The organism is Pseudomonas sp. AL03 (genome assembly GCF_029960815.1).
Lineage (GTDB): Bacteria > Pseudomonadota > Gammaproteobacteria > Pseudomonadales > Pseudomonadaceae > Aquipseudomonas.
In genome coordinates this window covers 1-3,867 of the sequence record NZ_JASBRE010000063.1, presented here as the reverse complement: position 1 = coordinate 3,867, position 3,867 = coordinate 1, and the positions used below count along the sequence as shown (strand labels likewise).

2 protein-coding genes are annotated in these 3,867 nt (G+C 60.8%); both read right to left on the bottom strand.

Annotation, left to right across the window (positions count from 1 at the left end; translation table 11 throughout):
* Window positions 1–135: 135 nt before the first annotated feature.
* Window positions 136–1,656 (bottom strand): aldehyde dehydrogenase family protein, encoded by a 1,521-nt coding sequence (locus QK293_RS27305; RefSeq protein ID WP_282383423.1) that lies wholly within the window; start codon window positions 1,654–1,656, stop codon window positions 136–138.
* A 223-nt stretch (window positions 1,657–1,879) separates the two neighbouring features.
* Window positions 1,880–3,655: a PQQ-dependent methanol/ethanol family dehydrogenase gene (locus QK293_RS27300; RefSeq protein WP_282383421.1), complete on the bottom strand. Its 1,776-nt coding sequence runs from the start codon at window positions 3,653–3,655 to the stop codon at window positions 1,880–1,882.
* Window positions 3,656–3,867 lie beyond the last annotated feature (212 nt).

The window sequence follows — 3,867 nt, the reverse complement described above, 5'->3', positions numbered from 1 at the left end:
CGAAAAACATCTCGCGAAAGCTTGACCGTGAACAGAGTATCTACAGGTTTTGTGTCGTGCGCCATATCTGCGTTCGACGAAATCTTGTAGGAGCGAGGCTTGCCCGCGAAGGCCGTTACACGGTCTCGTGTCGAATCAGAAGAACCCCATCGGATTGATGTCGTAGCTCACCAGCAGGTTTTTGGTCTGCTGATAGTGGTCGAGCATCATCTTGTGGTTTTCACGGCCGACACCGGATTTCTTGTAGCCACCGAACGCGGCGTGGGCCGGGTACAGGTGGTAGCAGTTGGTCCAGACACGCCCGGCCTTTATCGCCCGGCCCATGCGGTAGGCGCGGTTGATGTCGCGGGTCCACAGACCGGCGCCGAGGCCGAACTCGCTGTCGTTGGCAATCGCCAGGGCTTCGGCTTCGTCCTTGAAGGTGGTAATACCCACCACCGGGCCGAAGATTTCTTCCTGGAACACGCGCATTTTGTTGTGGCCCTTGAGCAGGGTCGGCTGGATGTAATAGCCGCTGGACAGGTCGCCTTCGAGGCGCTCGGCCGCGCCGCCGGTGAGCAATTCGGCGCCCTCCTCCTGAGCAATTTTCAGGTACGAGAGGATCTTGTCGTATTGCTGCTCGGACGCCTGGGCGCCGACCATGGTTTCGGTGTCCAGCGGGTCGCCGCGCTTGATCTTGACGATCTTCTTCATCACCTCGGCCATGAACGGCTCGTAGATCGATTCCTGCACCAGCGCCCGGGACGGACAGGTGCAGACTTCGCCCTGGTTGAAGAACGCCAGCACCAGACCTTCGGCGGCTTTCTCGATGAACTGCGGTTCGGCGTTCATGATGTCTTCGAAGAAGATGTTCGGTGATTTGCCACCCAGCTCCACGGTGCTTGGAATGATGTTCTCGGCGGCGCAATGCATGATGTGCGCGCCTATCGGGGTGGAACCGGTGAAGGCGATCTTGGCGATGCGCTTGCTGGTGGCCAGCGCCTCACCCGCTTCGCGACCGCACCCCTGGACGATGTTCAGCACACCGGCCGGCAGCAAATCGGCGATCAGTTCGGCGAAGACCATGATCGACAGCGGCGTCTGCTCGGCGGGTTTGAGGACCACGCAGTTGCCGGCGGCCAGGGCCGGGGCGAGTTTCCACGCGGCCATCAGCAGCGGGAAGTTCCACGGAATGATCTGCCCGACCACGCCCAATGGCTCGTGGAAGTGATAGGCCGTCGTCAACTCATTGATCTCGGCGGCACCGCCCTCTTGAGCGCGGATGCACCCGGCGAAGTAACGGAAATGGTCGGCGGCCAGCGGCACGTCGGCGTTCAAGGTCTCGCGCACGGCCTTGCCGTTGTCCCAGGTTTCGCTGACGGCGAGGATTTCCAAATTCTGCTCGATGCGGTCGGCAATTTTCAGCAGCACCAGGGAGCGGTCCTGCGCCGAAGTTTTGCCCCAGGCATCGGCGGCGGCATGGGCGGCATCGAGGGCTTTTTCGATGTCGGCGGCGCTGGACCGAGGGAACTCGGCAATCACTTCACCATTGACCGGCGAGGTGTTGATGAAATATTCGCCATTGACCGGGGCGACGAACTCACCGCCGATGAAGTTGCCGTAGCGCGCTTTGAACGTAACGACGGCGCCGGGTGTTCCAGGTTGTGCGTAGATCATAGTGGGCCTCTGTCTGGGTCGATGCCTGTCGGGCAAACAGGCGATGAACCGATAGTAGAGAGCCCCGCGCGTCAGACGAATGCGCCGTTGGCAGGGGGACTCTCGTTATTTGGTCGTAGGAGCGAGGCTTGCCCGCGATCGGGGCACTGCGGTCATCCAGTCAGACCGCGGCGCATTCTTCGCGAGCAAGCTTCGCTCCTACAGGGATACAGGTTTGCTCTGATCAGTGTTTGGCAACCAGGTCTTTCGGCAACTTGAAGGTCCAGAGCATGCCGCCCTGGTTGAAGTCCTTGATGCGCTTGGCCACTTCGCCGCCCCACAGCGGAACAGCACCCCCCCAACCGGACAGCACCGAGACGTACTGTTCGCCGTCCATTTCCCAAGTCACAGGCGAGCCGAGTACGCCGGAGCCAGTCTGGAATTCCCAGACTTTCTCGCCGGTCTTGGCGTTGAATGCCTGCAGGAAACCTTCCGGCGTACCGGTGAACACCAGGTTGCCTTTGGTGGTCAGCACGCCGCCCCACAGCGGTGCGAAGTTCTTGTGGCGCCAGACTTCCTTGCCGGTTTTCGGGTCGATGGCGCGCAGCACGCCGATGTAGTCTTCATTCAACGGTTTGATGGTGAAACCGGCACCGAGGAACGCCGCGCCTTTTTTGTAGGCGATGCCTTCGTTCCAGATGTCCATGCCCCACTCGTTGGACGGTACGTAGAACAGCCCGGTGTCCTTGTTGTAGGCCATCGGCATCCAGTTTTTCGCGCCGAGGAATGCCGGGGCTACGAACACCGAACTGCCCTTGGCTTCGGTACCCGGTGCGCCAGGTCGGCTGGCTTCGTTGTAGATCGGCCGGCCCTCTTTATCCAGGCCGGTGGCCCAGGTGATTTTGTCCACGAACGGGAAGCCGCGAATGAACTTGCCGTTGGTGCGGTCCAGCACGTAGAAGAAACCGTTGCGGTCAGCGGTGGCGGCGGCTTTGATCTCTTTGCCGCCTTCGGTGTAGTTGAACGAGACCAGCTCGTTCACGCCGTCATAGTCCCAGCCGTCGTGAGGGGTGCTTTGGAAGTGCCACTTGATGGTGCCGTCATCCGGGTTCAGCGCCAGACGCGACGACGAGTAGAGGTTGTCGCCAGGACGCAGGTGCGAATTCCACGGCGCCGGGTTGCCGGTGCCGAACAGCAGCAGATTGGTTTCCGGGTCGTAGTAACCGCCAAGCCAAGGCGCCGCGCCGCCGGTTTTCCAGAGATCGCCAGGCCAGGTCTTGCCGGCTTCGCCGCCGGAGATGCCGTTCTCTACCGCTTTGCCATCCTTGTAGGTGTAGCCCATGTGGCCTTCGACAGTGGGCCGGGTCCACAGAAGGTCGCCGTTTTTCGGGTCGTAGGCTTCGATTTTGCCGACCACCCCGAACTCGCCACCGGCCACGCCGGTGATCAGTTTGCCGTTGATCACCAACGGCGCGGCGCTGATCGAATAGCCTTCCTTGTGGTCGGCGACTTTCTTGCTCCAGACGACTTTGCCGGTGTCCTTGTTCAGGGCCACGAGCTTGGCGTCGAGGGTGCCGAAGAACACCAGGTCGCCGTACAGCGCAACACCACGGTTGATCACGTCGCAGCAGGGACGGATGTCATCGGGCAGGCGCGCATCGTATTGCCAGAGTTTTTTGCCAGTGCGCGCATCCACCGCAAACACCCGCGAATAGGAACCGGTCAGGTACATGACGCCGTCCTTGATCATCGGCTGTGCTTGCTGACCGCGTTGTTTTTCACCGCCGAAGGAGAACGCCCAGACCGGCCGCAAGTCCTTCACGTTGTTGACGTTGAGGGTGTCCAGCGGACTGTATCGTTGACCCTGGACGCCCAGACCGTTGGTGACGATCTGCTCCGGGTTCTTGGGGTCCTGGAGGATGTCTTGATCAGTGACGCCGGCCAATGCCGAGCCAGACAACAGCATGGCACTGAGCAGCACACTCAAGACGAAGGGTTGGCGACGTGCGGGTTGGGTCATGACGGCTACCTCTGCGGTTTTTGTTATACCCGGGAAATTTTCCCGGTCTGGTGCAGATTCTTGGGCGCCGCCGCCCTTGGAACAATTGCCCGCAGTGCTGAGATTGCTAGTTCCTTAGTACCGGGTCAGATGATGCTACCCCGTCAGGGCTCACCTCGACCTGTAATTGGATGGACTCGCCCAAGCCGAGGCGTCAATGCGCCACGGTGGCA

Bases quoted from the DNA above. Each gene is read 5' to 3' on its own strand.
- QK293_RS27305 (WP_282383423.1), bottom strand. From the start codon at position 1,656: ATGATCTACGCACAACCTGGAACACCCGGCGCCGTCGTTACGTTCAAA.
- QK293_RS27300 (WP_282383421.1), bottom strand. From the start codon at position 3,655: ATGACCCAACCCGCACGTCGCCAACCCTTCGTCTTGAGTGTGCTGCTC.